Here is a 14,570-nt window from a genome sequence, read left to right on the forward strand (position 1 = left end):
GGGGCTATAGCTCAGCTGGGAGAGCGCTTGCATGGCATGCAAGAGGTCAGCGGTTCGATCCCGCTTAGCTCCACCATCTTATTTCTCTTATGAATTATTCCCTGCTTCTGCTTTAATCCACTTTATAAATTCAATGATTTCAGGCCGTTCAATCACTTCGGGTAACATGACCAAATAATAGGCAAATCGAGCTGGCCATGGCTTATCAATCACTTGCATTAGCCGCCCATCTTCGATTTCCTGTATCGCGTACTCTTTTGGGACTAAGGCTAAACCTTGCCCTGCAATCGCAGCACGGATCAATAAATAATCATCATCAAATGCACTACCTCGTGTTACTTGCTTATCATGTTCAACACCATGCACAGCTATCCTATCCTGAAGCTACCAGTCATCCAGAAGGCGCTCTTCGTTTAGCGGAGAAAATTGCGGCCTGGCGCGCCCTCATCCCTGAACATGACTTTAGGCCACATATGACAAATGAATGGATTGACCTTGTCGATGATCCTGATTTCCCACGCACTCCATTACGAGGAGGATTCACTCTACGAACAGGCCGTAACGGTTTGATTCAACTACTCGAAGAATGGCAAGCTGCGGGAGTTAACCATGCCGCGATTGGAATTCAATACTCTGAGCGCCCAGCTTTAGAAGTACTACAAGAAATAGCTGAAGAGGTTTTACCGCATTTCCCTAGCCACCAAGGGATCAAAAGCAGGCTCGTAGACTGGTAGTAATTTTGGCGTCTTCCCTCATTTTGTGGCTGACGCCAAACCTTGATTATTTTGCATCACTGCGCGGTATAACCACCATCAATAGGAATAAATGCCCCTGTTATAAAGCTACTCTCTTCTGATAACAAAAAAGCGACAACATTAGCAATTTCTTGCCGAGTAGCCATTCTACCCATTGGATGAGTTGAAGCCATCCATTGCTTCGTTTCCTGTGATAATACGCTAATATTCGGTGTTTCTACATAGCCGGGGCCAACCGCATTGATACGGATACCTTTTTGAGCGTTTTCTAAGGCTGCTGAACGCGTTAACCCCAGTACCGCATGCTTTGCTGCGGTGTAAGGTGCTATGCCCGCTATCCCTGTTACCCCATTGCAAGCTGATAAATTCACGATAGCTCCCCCACCACTGCGCAAAATCGCAGGAATACTGTACTTCAAACCATGAAATGTTCCTGTTATATCGGTCTCGATCACCTCATGCCAAGCCTCTAAAGGATAATCTTCAATATTGACGCCATGAGGCCCAGTGATCCCTGCATTATTCACCAAGTAGTGCAATGCACCGTATTGTTGCTCAATTTTTTCAACTGTTATTTTAAAGTCTTGTGCATTTGCGACATTCATTTTTATGGCATAGACACGTTGTCCTGTTGGGTCTATTTCTTTAGCGGCTTGTTGTAAAGCTACCTCATTACGCCCCGTAATTACCACTATCGCGCCAAGTGAATACAGCTTTTGTGCAATAGTGAAACCGACACCTGTCGATGCCCCTGTTATAAGCGCAACCCGCTGATTAAATTTACCCATAGCTCACCTCTATTATGATTAACTTTAGTTAACTATAATTAATTAACTAAAGTTAATCAATAAGTCGTCTTATTATTAAAATCAATATATACTCAATAGACTGAATATTACGGAATCACCATAATGCCAAATTCTCTAGAAGATGCGCTTTCGCTACTGCAATGCACCCTAGTTGCACGCAGAGTTAGCTTTACCCCTGAGCAAATAACTTGGGGCCAATATGATGTGTTAGAAATATTGAGATTAAAAGGGGATTTAACACCAAGCCAGTTAAGCCAAGCACTTGGCCTTTCTCGCCAAAATTTATCAAAGTTTCTTCGAGTTCTGAAATCTTATGAATTTGTCGAGCAATATCAATCTGAAGAAGATAGACGGGAACTGATCACCCGTTTAACCGAAAAAGGGCATCACTTTTTGCAACGAGCCGCCACAGGACGTGCTGAAAATGCAGAAAAGGTCAAAGCCGCATTAACGCCCCAAGAACAAAAGCTATTTATTACTTTAAGCCAGAAGATTACTCACGCACTAGGGCACGATTAACCTCGTTTTAAAGGCTTTACTAGCCCTTCTAAGCCTTCTATTTTTAATCCTAGAGTCATCTCCATTAACTGCCCTAAACGTCCAGCAGGAAACTCTCCTTTCTTATAGAACCATAATAAATATTCTTCGGGTAAATCAATTAATACGCAGCCTTTATATTTACCAAATGGCATATAGGTATTGGCCATATCGATGAGATCTTGTTTTTCCATTATTAGTTCTCTTTTGTGTCAAAGCATAAAAAAACGGCGCTCATTTGAACGCCGTTTCTTAATTTAGCATGTTTTAGTGGATTACAAAACTAACCCAACAACGGCTGCGGATAAGAAGCTAACTAAAGTTGAACCATACAGTAATTTCAAACCGAAGCGAGCCACGGTATTACCTTGTTTCTCATCTAAGCCTTTAATCGCACCCGCAATAATACCGATGGATGAGAAGTTAGCGAAAGAAACTAAGAATACGGACAAGATACCAATAGAGCGCTCAGATAACCCACCAGCAATCGCTTGTAAGCCATCCATCGCAACGAATTCATTCGTTACCATTTTCACTGCCATAATTCCACCAACCTGTAAGGCTTCTTCAGCAGGAATACCGAGCATCCACGCAAACGGATAGAATACGTAACCTAACATAGTTTGGAAGTCGATACCGAATACAGCTGAGAAAATACCGTTAATCATTGCAATGAGGGCAATAAAACCAATTAACATCGCTGAAACGATAATCGCTACTTTAAACCCAGCAAGAATATATTCACCCAACATTTCAAAGAAGCTTTGCCCTTCATGCAGGTTGCTCATTTGAATATCTTCTTCACCTTCCGGTGGATACGGGTTAATCAGTGAGAGTACAACGAAAGTACCGAACATATTCAGAACCAATGCTGCGACCACGAAACGTGGTTCTAACATGGTCATGTATGCCCCAACGATAGACATAGATACCGTTGACATGGCTGTTGCGGCCATGGTGTACATTCTGCGATCTGACATCCGATTCAATTGGTCTTTATACGCAATAAAGTTTTCTGACTGACCCAATAACAATGAGCTGACTGCGTTAAATGACTCCAATTTACCCATACCATTCACTTTCGATAACACGGTACCGATGATACGGATCACGATAGGAAGAATTTTGACGTGCTGTAAGATCCCGATCAACGCAGAAATAAAGATGATTGGGCATAACACTTGTAAGAAGAAGAACGCTAAGTTGCCTTCAATCATACCGCCAAAAATAAATTTAGTCCCTTCTGCTGCATAGCCTAGCAAGTGGGTAAACACTCCTGCTACACCAAGAACAAATGATTCGCCAATATTCGATTTTAAGAACAGATAAGCTAATGCAATTTGAATAACCAGTAGTTGAACAACATAGCGAGGGCGGATCCCTCTACGGTTACTACTAGCTAAAATTGCAAGAGCAGCAATTACTACTAAAGATAAAACGAAATGCAGGATCGAGGTCATATGCGACTCCAACAAATTTAAGAATCAGTCTATGTGCATATTCTATGTAATAGACAACATTTAAATGAGACGGAGGTCACATTAATATGAAAGCTTACTAGGTGTATTTTGCAAAAAGAAGAAGGGGATCACGTTTCAACTATAACAATTCCTAGTATTCGCTTTTTTTGCACAGAAATTTTACTGAGAATTTAAGTTAAGACTTACAACAACCTGCGTACAAAATTGTTGCCTACAGAGATTGTAGGCAACTAAGCCAAATTGAATATAGTTCACTATTGAATATTCAGCAAACGAATCAATTCATTTTCATCAATAACACGTATGCCAAGTTCATTCGCTTTCGCTAATTTAGAACCTGCGGCCTCACCAGCAATCACCAAATCTGTTTTTTTAGAGACACTTCCTGAAACCTTTGCACCTAAAGCGACTAATTTGTCTTTGGCTTCATCACGCGTCAAGATACTCATTGACCCTGTTAGCACTACCGTTTTACCTGCAAATGGGCTATCGATTTCTGCACTGTTGACGACTTTCACTTCAGGCCAATGAATATTTGCCTTAGTCAGTAAATCTTCAATCACCGCTTGGTTATGAGGTTCGCGGAAAAAATTGACCACATGCTTCGCGACCACATGACCAATATCTTGAACCGTTTTTAGTGACTCTTCATCTGCCGTCATCACGGCGTCAAGTGTGGTGTAATGCGCGGCTAAGTTTGCCGCTGTTGCCTCACCAACTTCACGAATTCCAAGGGCATAAATAAAACGAGCTAACGTCGTTTGTTTAGACTTATTGAGTGCATCAACCAGATTTTGTGCCGATTTCGGCCCCATTCTATCCAAGCCTGTTAAGATACCTGCACTTAATTGATATAAATCTGCTGGCGTTTTGACATACTCTTTTTCAACTAGTTGGTCGATAATTTTATCGCCCATGCCATCGACATCCATTGCTCTGCGTGAGACAAAATGTTTCAGTGCTTCTTTGCGTTGTGCCCCACAAATAAGCCCACCTGTACAGCGCGCTACCGCTTCGCCTTCGACTCGTTCGATATCAGAGCCACATACTGGGCAATGAGTTGGGAAAACAATTTCCCGGCTATCTGCAGGGCGGTTATCAACCACAACACTGACGATTTGCGGAATAACATCTCCGGCTCGACGAATAATAACTGTGTCACCAATATGCACGCCAAGGCGTTCGATTTCATCGGCATTGTGTAAAGTCGCATTGCTGACCACGACGCCTGCAACTTGCACAGGCTCTAAACGCGCGACAGGCGTGATAGCACCGGTACGCCCGACTTGAAATTCAACATCTTTTAATAATGTCACTTGTTCTTGCGCTGGAAATTTAAACGCGGTCGCCCAGCGAGGTGCTCGAGAAACAAACCCTAACTCTTCTTGAATCGCAATCGAGTTAACCTTAATAACCACACCATCGATATCAAAGCCAAGCTCAGGTCGAACTTGCTCAATTTCATGGTAAAAATCCAATACTGCCTGATGACCTACACGTAATTGAACATAATCACTAACCGGTAAACCCCATGCCTTGAATTGCATCAAACGGTCATAATGTGTATCCGGTAAAGTGCCTCCTTCCACAAGCCCCACACCATAACAATAAAAAGTAAGCGGCCTTTTGGCGGTAATACGTGGGTCTAATTGGCGTAAAGAACCTGCTGCTGCATTACGTGGGTTTGCAAAGACTTTGCCATCCGTTTTGCGTGCTTGTTCATTAAGCGCTTCAAAACCTTTTTGGGGCATAAAAACTTCCCCACGGATCTCAACGCGATCAGGAATATTGCTTCCCGTTAAACGCAATGGGATAGCGCGAATGGTTCGAACATTCGCAGTAATATTTTCGCCTACGGTTCCATCGCCCCGAGTCGCAGCCTGTACTAGCTCACCGTTTTCATACAGTAAACTGACCGCTAGCCCATCTAACTTGAGCTCACAACAAAAAGTCAGTTCTTGATGATTTTTCAAGCGATCTCTGACTCGCTTATCAAACGCAAGATAGCTTTCTTCATCAAAAACGTTATCTAGAGACAACATAGGAATTTCATGGCGTACGGTATCAAACGCAGCTAATGGTGCAGCACCAACACGTTGAGTCGGTGAATCACTGGTGACAAGTTCAGGATGCTGCGCCTCTATCTCTTTTAGACGTTGCATTAACTTGTCATATTCCACATCTGGAATTTCGGGCGCATCTAATACATGGTATTGATATTCATGATGACGTAACTGTTTTTTTAATTCGTCTATTTCTTGTTTGGTAGTCATGATTCACTCATACAGATAAAAAACCCCCAATAATGGGGGTTTTGTTCAACGTTTATTTAATTTAGTGTGTTTCTAATTCGTGCATGATACACCTCTATTTTTTGAGGTGTCAGCATTTTGCGTTCGTCATCAAGAACAACCCCTCCCGCATCTGATGCGATACGTTGAGCTGCTTGCAACATCAGTTTGAAATTTTGCCCTGCATCACCGTAAGACGGTACCATCATAAACATGGAAACCCCAGGGGTGGTAAAGTCAGCCATTGTCTCAGGGTCAAATGAGCCCGGCTTCACCATGTTAGCTAAGCTAAACAGCACAGGCCCTGTACCAGACGGATTCACATGACGATGGAATATTTTCATTTCCCCAAATTGGAAACCGGCTTGTAAAATACTCTGCAGTAACAATTCACCTTGAAGTTCTTGTCCTTGAAGAGCGGCTACGTGAAGTACCAGGACTGTCTCCTTGCTACTTGTTGTAGCAGAATTTTCCTGCGGCTCAGCTTTCTTCTCAATATGCTGCGTCTCTTGTTCATAGGTACTCGGCTGAGGCTCTTCGCTCAATTTAGTTGAATCAATATGCGGCTCAGCGGCAGTACCAATGACTGGCTGAGTACGAACTTCTGGCTCAATTGCCACTTCTTCACTCATATTAATGGTGAGCTGCTCAGGTACATGAACAGGTTCAGTTCGTTGGTGCATCGTAAGCTCATTATGAACTGGCGATTTAGCCTCTGGCTGCATATTCATAATAATGTCAGGTTCAACCGATGCCTGTGGCTGTATATTAGGTTCAACTGGAGACTCATTTTTTACCGGATATACAGGCTCAGTCGCAGCGGAGTGAACAGGCGCTTGCTGAGTAGGTTGATTTTCAGTAAATAATGCAGAATCATCATATTCTGATGAATTCTCTTGCATATCGTTTTTTCTACGTTTTACGGGTCTATCGCGAAATAACTTTGAGCGCTCTTTACGGCTGGTCCATAAACCATGCAGTAATAAAGCGACAATCGCTATCGCACCTACGACCACTAATATCAGACGCAAATCCTGCATCGCTGCTATCTCTAGTTGATGAATGATAATGCCAACACGGCGGAAACTACCCTAAGATTATTTCTCAATGGCTCTAAGTGCAACCCCCAGAACGATTTTCTTACAAGAAAGAGAATATTCCGCTTTCATTTGCTGCTTTTTTAAGCGAATAATGGCTAGTCAGCCTAATTTCATATCTATATGATACATGGTCAACCGAAAAGGAGAGAACAAGAAGTATGACCCAATCGACATTTTCGACACAAAAAGACCATTCCGGTTTTTATTATTTTACACAAGGCTGGAGATTAATCACTCGTCCCGGTATTAAACGTTTTGTTATTTTGCCCCTATTAGCCAATATTTTATTCTTAGGCGGCGCATTTTGGTGGTTATATACCAAGCTTGGTGGCTGGATAAACCAAGTGATGAGTTACGTTCCTGACTGGCTACAATGGCTCGACTATGTTATTTGGCCAATCGCCGTTATCTCAATACTGCTTGTATTTACCTATTTCTTTAGTACGGTTGCTAATATTATCGCGGCGCCTTTTAACGGTTGGCTATCAGAGAAACTCGAAGCTGAGCTAACGGGTAAGCCATCACCAGATACGGGTGTGGCTGAGTTATTAAAAGATGTCCCTCGTATGATAAAACGCGAGTTTGTCCGAATCGGCTACTACTTACCTCGTGCTATTGGGTTATTAATCCTATTTTTCATACCTGGTATTGGCCAAACTGTCGCTCCGGTACTGTGGTTTTTATTTGGTGCTTGGATGATGTCAATCCAATATTGCGATTACCCGTTTGATAATCACCGTGTTGGTTTCAGTGAAATGAAGCAAGCACTTGCCAAAGAACGGATGAGAAATGTTCAATTTGGTGGCGTTGTTAGCCTGTTAATGATGGTGCCTTTTGTCAACTTAGTGATCATGCCTGTTGCCGTCTGTGGTGCAACATTGATGTGGGTTGACCGCTATCGTGACCGTTACGCACGCTACTAATATATCAATTGTTATATATCAGTCATTGCGCAGGTTTATCACCTGCGCTTTTCTTTCATCGAATACTTCACCTATTTTCAGCAAAATTTCTTAGAACAATTGGATCTAAAATAGCATTACGTTATAAGCTTATACTCAAATCATATTTGCATTAATTTGTTCTTAACGTATGTTGAATCCATCTCATTATTTCATTAATACCGATTACATTACTGGCTAACCGATTTTTAAGGATATCCCATGAGCAAAATTTATGATGATAACTCGTTGACCATTGGCCACACCCCTCTTGTCCGTTTAAAACATTTTGGTAATGGCAATATTTTAGCGAAAGTGGAATCTCGCAACCCAAGCTTCAGTGTTAAGTGCCGTATTGGTGCGAACATGATTTGGGACGCAGAGAAAAAAGGTATCCTAAATAAAGACAAAGAATTAGTTGAGCCAACCAGTGGTAATACAGGAATAGCTTTAGCCTATGTCGCTGCGGCAAGAGGTTATAAATTAACTTTGACCATGCCTGAAACCATGAGTATTGAGCGTCGTAAACTGCTCAAAGCATTGGGCGCCAACCTCGTTTTAACCGAGGGAGCAAAAGGCATGAAGGGTGCAATAGCTAAAGCTGAAGAGATAGTGAATAGCAACCCTAAAAAATACCTATTACTTCAACAATTTAATAACCCAGCAAACCCTGAAATTCATGAAAAAACCACAGGGCCTGAAATTTGGGAAGATACCGATGGCAATGTAGATGTTGTGGTCGCAGGTGTCGGTACAGGTGGGACAATTACTGGTATTGCAAAATATCTGAAAAATACCAAAGGTAAAGATGTAACTATCGTCGCAGTTGAACCCGAAACATCCCCTGTCATTACCCAAGCTTTGGCGGGTGAAGAAATTAAGCCGGGTCCTCACAAAATACAAGGGATCGGTGCAGGGTTTATTCCGGGTAACTTAGATTTAAAATTGCTTGATAAAGTCATTCAAATCAGTGATGACGAAGCGATTAAAACCGCACGCGAACTGATGGAAAAAGAAGGTATTCTCGCAGGGATCTCATCGGGTGCTGCTATTGCTGCTGCCACTAAGATTGCCGCTGACCCTGCTTATAAAGGCAAAAATATTGTCGTTATTTTACCTTCTTCAGGTGAGCGTTATCTGTCAACTGTCCTGTTTGCTGACATTTCTGCTGAATAACATAATTTCGTTACAATATCGTTAAAAAAGCACCTAAATGGTGCTTTTTTTGTGGCATGGATCAAACTTTAGCACGGATGGAGATGATTTCTAATTCGAGGTTTAGTATTAAACATAGTAATTATTTTGCACCTCGAAATTAATCACTTTTTAGCCAATCTCTAGGCCAAGTAAAATAATTTGCCAACGAGAAAAAGTTACGAGTTCGCAAAAAAACAGAAAAAGGGTTGATACCGCACAAAGTAGGAAACCTTTTTCCAAGTTAATAATCTAACTTATACGCAAACCTAGTCTATTTCATCTACAATTGGCTGGGTAATTAAAAAAACGAAAGTTATTGAGGAAATACTATGTTTCAGCAAGAAGTTACTATTACGGCACCAAATGGTCTACATACTCGTCCTGCAGCTCAATTCGTAAAAGAAGCAAAAGCATTCTCTTCCGACATTTCTTTAATTTCTGGCGGTAAATCCGCTAGCGCGAAAAGTTTGTTTAAATTACAAACCTTAGGCCTAACACAAGGCACAGTAGTGACAATTTCTGCTGAAGGCGAAGATGAAAAAGAAGCCGTTGAGCATTTAGTTAAACTGATGGGCGAATTAGAATAATTTCGCAGGAAAATAGCATTTACTGATTTCATTCAATGTCCCTGAGTGATGTCATTCGGGGACATTTGTATAATCAGCTATATTCATTGTCGTCTCTGCAACATCAGAACTCCCAGCACTAGCAGCAGTAAGGTAATATTATGATTTCAGGAATTTTAGTATCCCCGGGTTTTGCTTTTGGTCAGGCTTTAATCCTCAAAGAAGATCCTATCGTTGTTAGCACAAAAAAAATCGCTGACGATCAGGTTGATAAAGAAATTGCTCGTTTTATTGAGGGCCGTAACAAATCAGCCGAACAACTCAATTTGATTAAAGAGAAAGCCGAAAAAAATCTTGGAGCCGAAAAAGCTGAGATTTTTGAAGGTCATATCATGCTGCTGGAAGATGAAGAGCTGGAGCAAGAAATTGTTTCTTTAATCAAAGGTGATAAAAAAACGGCAGATGCAGCTGCATATTCCGTTATTGAAGACCAAGCCCAAGCACTTGAATCTCTTGACGATGAATATCTTAAAGAGCGTGCTGCTGACGTACGCGATATTGGTAAACGTTTATTAAAAAATATCTTAAATATTCCTATCGTTGATTTAAGTGCAATCAGCGAAGAAGTTATTTTAGTCGCTGCGGATTTAACCCCTTCAGAAACCGCACAGCTGAATTTAGATAAAGTATTAGGGTTTATTACTGATTTAGGTGGCCGTACATCGCATACCTCAATTATGGCGCGTTCTCTCGAGTTACCTGCCATTGTCGGCACGAGCGATGCCACCAGCAAAATTAAAAATGGCGATTTCATTGTGTTAGATGGTGTCAACAACACTATCCACTTGAATCCATCTGAAGCCGAAATCGATAAACTAAAAGCCTTCCGTGATGAATATCTTCAAGAAAAAGAAGAGCTCGCAAAATTAAAAGATTTGCCAGCTATCACCCTTGATGGTCATCAAGTTGAAGTTTGTGCCAACATTGGTACCGTACGTGATGTTGCCGGTGCAGAACGCAATGGCGCAGAAGGCGTTGGCCTCTATCGTACTGAATTTTTATTCATGGATAGAGACTCTCTTCCTACTGAAGAAGAACAATTTCAGGCGTATAAAGCAGTTGCAGAAGCAATGGGCAGCCAAGCCGTTATTGTCCGCACTATGGATATCGGCGGTGATAAAGACCTGCCATACATGAATTTGCCGAAAGAAGAGAACCCATTCCTCGGCTGGCGTGCAATTCGTATTTGTCTTGATCGCAAAGAAATCTTACACTCACAATTAAGAGCTATTTTAAGAGCCTCTAAATTTGGTAAACTGCGTATTATGTTCCCAATGGTCATTTCCGTTGAAGAAGTTCGTGAACTAAAAGCAGAGCTAGAAATGCTAAAAGCTCAGTTACGTGAAGAAGGTAAGGCTTTTGACGAGTCAATTGAAGTCGGTGTGATGGTTGAAACGCCAGCAGCCGCTGTTATTGCTCGCCATTTGGCAAAAGAAGTTGATTTCTTTAGTATTGGGACGAACGATCTCACTCAATACACTTTAGCGGTCGACCGTGGTAATGAACTGATTTCTCATCTTTACAACCCGATGTCACCTGCTGTCCTAAACTTAATTAAGCAAGTGATCGATGCATCACACGCTGAAGGTAAATGGACTGGGATGTGTGGGGAGTTAGCTGGAGATGAGCGTGCAACCTTATTGCTACTTGGCATGGGGCTGGATGAATTTAGTATGAGCGCAATTTCAATTCCACGTATCAAAAAGTTAATTCGCAATGCGAGCTTTACTGATACTCAAGCTTTGGCTGAACAAGCACTTGCTCAACCAACAGCGGATGAATTGATGAAACTTGTAGATACCTTTATCCAAGAAAAAACGTTATGCTAAGAACAGCACATTAGTTCGGTCCCATATAAAACGATTAGGAGAAGGTCCATGGGTCTGTTTGACAAACTGAAATCACTCGTTTCGGAAGACAAAAGTAGCAGTGGCAGTATTGAGATTATCGCGCCTTTATCGGGCGAAATTGTCAATATTGAAGATGTTCCAGACGTTGTGTTCGCAGAAAAAATTGTTGGTGATGGTATTGCGATTAAACCCGCAGGTAACAAAATCGTTGCCCCTGTAGACGGTACAATTGGTAAAATTTTTGAAACTAACCATGCGTTTTCTATTGAATCAGATGATGGCATAGAACTATTTGTTCACTTCGGTATTGATACTGTTGAGCTTAAAGGTGAGGGTTTTAAACGCATCGCCGAAGAAGGCCAAGCAGTGAAAAAAGGTGATTTAATCATTGAGTTTGATTTAGCGCTATTAGAAGAGAAAGCAAAATCAGTTCTAACTCCAGTTGTCATTTCTAATATGGACGAAATCAAAGAGCTAAACAAACTGACAGGCTCAGTGACAGTGGGTGAAACTGTCGTCATGCGTATTAAGAAATAACTCAACTACCCATATTTAGCTTAAACCATCAGGCTTGCCTGATGGTTTTTCATTGATGGGGCACTTTATTGCACGCCAGTGGCAATCAAATTTACTCACCCATTAAATACGCCTGTTGATAAATAGCGGTCTCCTCGGTCGCAAATGACTGCCACAATCACCGCTCCCCGGTTAGCTTGAGCCACTTTTAAAGCACCAGCAACCGCACCACCTGAGCTCACACCACAAAAGATACCTTCGACCTTCGCTAAGGCTCTCATGGTTTCCTCGGCTTCTTGCTGGTTTATATCCAGTACGCTATCAACTAATGAACCATCGAAGATGCCGGGCAAGTAACCCGGTGACCAGCGCCTGATACCCGGAATTTGGCTTTTTTCAGCAGGTTGTAAGCCAACAATGTGCACGTCCGCTGACTGGGATTTTAAATAGCGGCTAACCCCTGTAATGGTCCCTGTTGTTCCCATACTCGACACAAAATGGGTAATAGCGCCATTAGTTTGCTGCCAAATTTCAGGACCCGTTGTTTTAAAATGGGCTAATGGGTTATCAGGGTTATTAAATTGGTCTAAAACTTTCCCCTCTCCTCGCTGCTCCATTTCTTTAGCGAGATCCCGTGCACCTTCCATACCGACAGCCGTACTGACTAAGATAAGTTCTGCACCATAAGCTTGCATTGAGGCTTGTCGCTCTTTACTCATGTTATCAGGCATGAGTAATTTTAATTTGTAGCCTTTTACTGCAGCTATCATCGCGAGGGCAATACCGGTATTACCGCTAGTTGCTTCAATTAGCGTATCACCTGGCTTAATTTCACCCCGTAATTGCGCTTCATTAATCATTGAAAATGCCGCACGATCTTTTACCGAGCCCGCAGGGTTATTACCTTCAAGTTTTACCCAAATTTCAGCGTCAATCCCTTGTGTTAAACGCTGAAGTTTTACTAATGGGGTATTACCGATAAACTGTTCCAGAGCCGACACTTTACCATCCTTATAATTTTTATATATAAATAAGAAACAATAGAAATAAGATATTACCCCAATATTGATATGTGAAAATTGAAATCTCTTCACATTGATATTAGAAAAATAGATTATCTTAATTACCATTTCTGATATAGCTAATTGATATATTATATTACAATAAGTTTATAGAATTACCAGTTATATTTCGCATAAAAATATAACGATTAACACAATAATATCAATGCGTTATATGGAGATTTAAATATAGAAAGGATTAGACTATATATTTTAAATATAAAGTCTAATTATCGATGATAATACCTAGAAAGTAATAGAGCAAATAACACCAATAATATTGTGTATTAGTGTTATAAATTATTGAATTTTATATTCATGCACTTTCAGCAAGCTGGGGAAAAATTAACGCCTGCTCCCCCTGATAAATCTTTGCCTGCTGGCTGCCTAAAAAATAACGTTCACCTCGAGTGGGTATTGTTTTTTCAGACTGCCAAATAACTGACAACGGCTCTTTCCCCCAACCTAGCGGTTGAACGGTTAATTGCCAAAAATGCCCTCTTGGCCCCGATTCAGTGACCCTTACAGGTAAACGGTGCTGCTCATCCACTTCAGACTGCAATGAGATATCCCAAGGTCGTAAAAATACGTCAACTTCACCTTGTTGAACACTGGTATGGTTCAGTGGGAAATCATAGCCACCGATATTTAATGTTGAACCTTTGATATGGGCAGAGATTTGGTTAACTTCCCCCATAAATTCAAGGACAAATCGTGTTTCTGGCCGCTGCCATATATCACTCGGTGTGCCAACTTGCTCAATATGACCTTGGCTCATCACCACAACTCTGTCTGCAACTTCCATGGCTTCTTCTTGATCATGAGTCACAAAAACACTGGTAAATTTTAATTCATCATGTAATTGACGTAGCCAACGGCGTAATTCAATACGTACTTGTGCATCGAGCGCCCCAAAAGGCTCATCTAATAATAAAATTTGCGGATCAACGGCTAAAGCCCTTGCTAATGCTACACGCTGTTTTTGTCCCCCTGAAAGTTGTGCAGGGTAACGTGAAGCCAAATGACCCAGTTGAACCATCTCCAGCAATTTTGTTACTTTATCTTTAATAGCCTGAGCTGATGGGCGCTGTTTTCTTGGTAAGACAGTCAAACCAAAGGCCACATTATCAAACACTGTCATATGGCGAAATAATGCATAGTGTTGAAATACAAAGCCAACATGCCTATCTTTAGCATGGATTTTACTGACATCGTGACCATGAAAACGCAATAGCCCCTGACTTTGTTGCTCAAGCCCTGCAATAATACGCAATAAGGTTGTTTTACCTGAACCGGAAGGCCCTAATAGGGCAACCATTTCACCCGATGCAATATCCAGTGAAATATCGTTGAGTACTTGGGTTTTACCAAATAATTTACCGATTTTTTCAATTTCAATACTCATG

General features: G+C 41.5%; 15 protein-coding genes and 1 tRNA gene. 8 read left to right on the forward strand and 8 right to left on the reverse strand.

All coding sequences use genetic code 11. The features are described from left to right. Window positions 1-76, forward strand: a tRNA-Ala gene (locus PSE60_RS14610). 11 nt (window positions 77-87) lie between these two features. On the opposite strand, the gene PSE60_RS14615 is transcribed toward PSE60_RS14610, so the two are convergent. After that, a complete protein-coding gene (locus PSE60_RS14615; RefSeq protein WP_272665875.1) occupies window positions 88-366 on the reverse strand; it encodes a LysR substrate-binding domain-containing protein in 279 nt (92 codons plus the stop codon). Between PSE60_RS14615 and PSE60_RS14620 the strand changes: the two genes are divergently transcribed. Next, a complete protein-coding gene (locus PSE60_RS14620) occupies window positions 333-734 on the forward strand; it encodes a hypothetical protein (protein ID WP_272665876.1) in 402 nt (133 codons plus the stop codon). The two genes, PSE60_RS14615 and PSE60_RS14620, sit on opposite strands and share 34 nt — an antisense overlap. Window positions 735-790: 56 nt before the next feature. Here PSE60_RS14620 and PSE60_RS14625 read toward each other — a convergent pair whose 3' ends face one another. Then, window positions 791-1,543 carry an SDR family NAD(P)-dependent oxidoreductase gene (locus tag PSE60_RS14625; RefSeq protein ID WP_272665877.1) on the reverse strand — a complete coding sequence of 251 codons (753 nt, stop codon included), beginning with the start codon at window positions 1,541-1,543 and terminating at the stop codon, window positions 791-793. Between the two features lie 123 nt (window positions 1,544-1,666). Here PSE60_RS14625 and PSE60_RS14630 point away from each other — a divergent pair, with 123 nt between their 5' ends. Then, a complete protein-coding gene (locus PSE60_RS14630; protein WP_210839188.1) occupies window positions 1,667-2,083 on the forward strand; it encodes a MarR family winged helix-turn-helix transcriptional regulator in 417 nt (138 codons plus the stop codon). Here PSE60_RS14630 and PSE60_RS14635 read toward each other — a convergent pair. The 4 genes from PSE60_RS14635 to zipA all read right to left on the reverse strand — a co-directional run bounded on the left by PSE60_RS14635 (window position 2,080) and on the right by zipA (window position 6,913). Further along, window positions 2,080-2,295, reverse strand: coding sequence for a DUF3820 family protein (locus tag PSE60_RS14635; protein WP_004912576.1), 216 nt, complete (start codon window positions 2,293-2,295; stop codon window positions 2,080-2,082). The genes PSE60_RS14630 and PSE60_RS14635 overlap by 4 nt on opposite strands. Before the next feature lie 81 nt (window positions 2,296-2,376). Beyond that, entirely contained in the window at window positions 2,377-3,561 is a 1,185-nt protein-coding gene (locus PSE60_RS14640) for a NupC/NupG family nucleoside CNT transporter (protein ID WP_210839191.1), read from the reverse strand. 275 nt (window positions 3,562-3,836) lie between these two features. Beyond that, complete coding sequence (gene ligA, locus PSE60_RS14645) at window positions 3,837-5,855, reverse strand: NAD-dependent DNA ligase LigA (protein ID WP_272665879.1); 2,019 nt, start codon at window positions 5,853-5,855, stop codon at window positions 3,837-3,839. Between the two features lie 56 nt (window positions 5,856-5,911). Further along, window positions 5,912-6,913, reverse strand: coding sequence for a cell division protein ZipA (gene zipA, locus PSE60_RS14650; RefSeq protein ID WP_210839195.1), 1,002 nt, complete (start codon window positions 6,911-6,913; stop codon window positions 5,912-5,914). 218 nt (window positions 6,914-7,131) lie between these two features. Between zipA and cysZ the strand changes: the two genes are divergently transcribed. From cysZ to crr, 5 genes are all read left to right on the forward strand, one after another. After that, the gene (gene cysZ, locus PSE60_RS14655) at window positions 7,132-7,896 is read left to right on the forward strand and encodes a sulfate transporter CysZ (protein ID WP_210839197.1); all 765 of its coding nucleotides are present in this window, start codon (window positions 7,132-7,134) and stop codon (window positions 7,894-7,896) included. 240 nt (window positions 7,897-8,136) lie between these two features. Further along, on the forward strand, window positions 8,137-9,090 hold the full coding sequence (cysK, locus tag PSE60_RS14660) for a cysteine synthase A (RefSeq protein WP_004912592.1): 954 nt from the start codon (window positions 8,137-8,139) through the stop codon (window positions 9,088-9,090). A gap of 350 nt (window positions 9,091-9,440) precedes the next feature. Continuing rightward, window positions 9,441-9,698: a phosphocarrier protein Hpr gene (gene ptsH / locus PSE60_RS14665; protein WP_004264876.1), complete on the forward strand. Its 258-nt coding sequence runs from the start codon at window positions 9,441-9,443 to the stop codon at window positions 9,696-9,698. 140 nt (window positions 9,699-9,838) lie between these two features. Beyond that, window positions 9,839-11,566 carry a phosphoenolpyruvate-protein phosphotransferase PtsI gene (gene ptsI / locus PSE60_RS14670; protein WP_004264877.1) on the forward strand — a complete coding sequence of 576 codons (1,728 nt, stop codon included), beginning with the start codon at window positions 9,839-9,841 and terminating at the stop codon, window positions 11,564-11,566. A gap of 48 nt (window positions 11,567-11,614) precedes the next feature. Next, window positions 11,615-12,124 (forward strand): PTS glucose transporter subunit IIA, encoded by a 510-nt coding sequence (gene crr, locus PSE60_RS14675; RefSeq protein ID WP_004912598.1) that lies wholly within the window; start codon window positions 11,615-11,617, stop codon window positions 12,122-12,124. Between the two features lie 95 nt (window positions 12,125-12,219). Here crr and cysM read toward each other — a convergent pair whose 3' ends face one another. Together cysM and cysA are read right to left on the reverse strand one after the other, a co-directional pair. After that, window positions 12,220-13,104: a cysteine synthase CysM gene (gene cysM / locus PSE60_RS14680; protein ID WP_272665880.1), complete on the reverse strand. Its 885-nt coding sequence runs from the start codon at window positions 13,102-13,104 to the stop codon at window positions 12,220-12,222. Between the two features lie 376 nt (window positions 13,105-13,480). Beyond that, on the reverse strand, window positions 13,481-14,569 hold the full coding sequence (gene cysA / locus PSE60_RS14685) for a sulfate/thiosulfate ABC transporter ATP-binding protein CysA (protein WP_272665881.1): 1,089 nt from the start codon (window positions 14,567-14,569) through the stop codon (window positions 13,481-13,483). Window position 14,570 lies beyond the last annotated feature (1 nt).

It is taken from the genome of Providencia sp. PROV174 (assembly GCF_028480685.1).
GTDB classification, from domain to species: Bacteria; Pseudomonadota; Gammaproteobacteria; order Enterobacterales; family Enterobacteriaceae; genus Providencia; species Providencia rettgeri.

Coding starts and splice junctions, on each gene's coding strand:
- PSE60_RS14625 (WP_272665877.1), bottom strand. CDS start 1,543: ATGGGTAAATTTAATCAGCGGGTTGCGCTTATAACAGGGGCATCGACA.
- PSE60_RS14630 (WP_210839188.1), top strand. CDS start 1,667: ATGCCAAATTCTCTAGAAGATGCGCTTTCGCTACTGCAATGCACCCTA.
- PSE60_RS14635 (WP_004912576.1), bottom strand. CDS start 2,295: ATGGAAAAACAAGATCTCATCGATATGGCCAATACCTATATGCCATTT.
- PSE60_RS14640 (WP_210839191.1), bottom strand. CDS start 3,561: ATGACCTCGATCCTGCATTTCGTTTTATCTTTAGTAGTAATTGCTGCT.
- ligA (WP_272665879.1), bottom strand. CDS start 5,855: ATGACTACCAAACAAGAAATAGACGAATTAAAAAAACAGTTACGTCAT.
- zipA (WP_210839195.1), bottom strand. CDS start 6,913: ATGCAGGATTTGCGTCTGATATTAGTGGTCGTAGGTGCGATAGCGATT.
- cysZ (WP_210839197.1), top strand. CDS start 7,132: ATGACCCAATCGACATTTTCGACACAAAAAGACCATTCCGGTTTTTAT.
- cysK (WP_004912592.1), top strand. CDS start 8,137: ATGAGCAAAATTTATGATGATAACTCGTTGACCATTGGCCACACCCCT.
- ptsH (WP_004264876.1), top strand. CDS start 9,441: ATGTTTCAGCAAGAAGTTACTATTACGGCACCAAATGGTCTACATACT.
- ptsI (WP_004264877.1), top strand. CDS start 9,839: ATGATTTCAGGAATTTTAGTATCCCCGGGTTTTGCTTTTGGTCAGGCT.
- crr (WP_004912598.1), top strand. CDS start 11,615: ATGGGTCTGTTTGACAAACTGAAATCACTCGTTTCGGAAGACAAAAGT.
- cysA (WP_272665881.1), bottom strand. CDS start 14,569: ATGAGTATTGAAATTGAAAAAATCGGTAAATTATTTGGTAAAACCCAA.